1 protein-coding gene is annotated in these 231 nt (G+C 69.3%); it reads left to right on the forward strand.

Going from position 1 to position 231, the window contains the following annotated elements:
• The coding region (locus HZU84_RS20220) for a transposase (RefSeq protein ID WP_180693143.1) at positions 1-231 on the forward strand (231 nt) is incomplete at both ends.

Here is a 231-nt window from a genome sequence, read left to right on the forward strand (position 1 = left end):
GGCGGGCCTTGAACGGCATCCTGTTCGTGCTGCGCACCGGGATTGGGTGGGAACACCTGCCGCAGGAGCTGGGCTACGGCAGCGGCATGACGTGCTGGCGGCGGCTGAGAGCCTGGCAGGCTGCGGGCGTGTGGCACCGGCTGCATCTGGTGTTGCTGGCAGAGCTGCGCGGCGCAGGTCAGCTCGATTTCAGTCGAGCGTGTGTGGATGGTGCCAGCGTCGCCAGCCCCC

Origin of the sequence: Sphaerotilus sulfidivorans (assembly GCF_013426975.1) — a bacterium.
GTDB classification, from domain to species: Bacteria; Pseudomonadota; Gammaproteobacteria; order Burkholderiales; family Burkholderiaceae_C; genus Sphaerotilus; species Sphaerotilus sulfidivorans.